The 1,252-nt window shown below is 77.2% G+C and carries 1 protein-coding gene and 2 pseudogenes; all 3 read right to left on the bottom strand.

Translation table 11 applies throughout. The features are described 5' to 3' along the window. Nucleotides 1-453: pseudogene (locus tag B0E53_RS36610) on the bottom strand (shikimate dehydrogenase); the annotation flags it as partial. Continuing rightward, on the bottom strand, nt 450-1,022 hold the full coding sequence (locus tag B0E53_RS36605) for an NAD(P)H-dependent oxidoreductase (protein ID WP_107079931.1): 573 nt from the start codon (nt 1,020-1,022) through the stop codon (nt 450-452). The pseudogene B0E53_RS36610 and the gene B0E53_RS36605, both read right to left, overlap by 4 nt. Continuing rightward, nucleotides 1,019-1,252, bottom strand: a pseudogene (locus tag B0E53_RS36600) (hypothetical protein); the annotation flags it as partial. The gene B0E53_RS36605 and the pseudogene B0E53_RS36600, both read right to left, overlap by 4 nt.

Genomic DNA, 1,252 nt, shown 5'->3' with positions numbered 1-1,252 from the left:
GACCCCGGCGTCGAGCAGGGCGACCGCGATGGCGCTGCCGGCGCCGCCCCCGCCCACCAGGCAGACCCGCCGGCCGCGCGGGTCGTGTCCGGCGGCCAGCAGCCCGCGGACGAACCCGTCGCCGTCGAAGGTGTCCGCCGACCAGGTGCCGTCCGGTTCCCGGCGCAGCGCGTTGACGCTCCCGGCCAGCCGGGCCCGGTCGGTGGCCCGGTCGGCCAGCGCGAGCAGCGCCGCCTTGTGCGGCACGGTGACCAGCAGGCCGTGCAGGTTGGCCACCTGCCGCAGCCCGGCGACGACCGGCCGGAGGTCGGCCGCCGGCACGTGCACCGGGACCAGCACGGCGTCGGTGCCCCGCCGGGCCAGCACCGGGTTGAGCAGGCCGGGGGCGCGGACCTGGGCGATCGGGTCGCCGAGCAGCCCGTACAGCCGGGTGGCGCCGGTGATCGGGGTCACCGGACGGCCTGCGGGCGGCGCAGCCCCCGCAGCGCCCCGGCCCACGCCACCACCTCGTCGAGCATCGTGCCCACCGTCGCCTCCTGGTGCGGCCCGGGCCGGAAGTCGCGGAACTGCGCGAAGTCGGCGTGCAGGGAGAGCGTCACCTGGGAGCGGACCACCGGCACCGACACCTGCCCCAGGACCAGCCGCAGGTGCTCGGCGGCCCGGGTGCCGCCGTGCACGCCGTAGCTGACCAGGCCGGCGGGCTTGTGGTGCCACTCCTGGTACAGGAAGTCGACGGCGTCCTTGAGGGCACCGGGGATCGAGTGGTTGTACTCGGGCGTGACGAAGACGAACGCGTCCAGCGCCGCGACGGCGGCGCCCCACCGGCGTACCGCCGGGCGGGTGGACGGGGCCATCGAGGGCGGCATCATCTCGTCGAAGTGGGGCAGCGGGTGGTCCTTGAGGTCGACCAGCTCCGCTGTGGCGTCCGGGCGTTTCGCGGCGATGTCGCACACCCAGCGGGCCACCACGTCGGCCTTGCGGCCGGGGCGGGTGCTGCCGGCGACGACCCCGATCCTGATCATTGACGGGCCTCCCTGGTCGGTCGGTCGGGTCCGGTGGGGACCCGCTGGCCCGCGAGGTCGCGGGCGAGCTGGAGCGCGCCGTGCAGCGAGGAGAGCCCACCGAGCGCGGCGGCGGCGACGCGCGGCGCCGGGCGTCCGGGCCGGTCCGCCTGCCGGGCGAGGTGCCCGACCAGCGGTACGAAGCCGGGCAGCCCGGTGGCGAAGCCGCCGCCCACGATCGCCAGCTCGGC

Source organism: Micromonospora sp. MH33 (assembly GCF_003013775.1).
Lineage (GTDB): Bacteria > Actinomycetota > Actinomycetes > Mycobacteriales > Micromonosporaceae > Micromonospora > Micromonospora fulviviridis.
This window is presented reverse-complemented; position numbering and strand designations above follow the sequence as displayed.

What these genes read in the sequence shown, in the direction of transcription:
- B0E53_RS36605 (WP_107079931.1), bottom strand. Translation starts at nt 1,022, where the DNA reads ATGATCAGGATCGGGGTCGTCGCCGGCAGCACCCGCCCCGGCCGCAAG.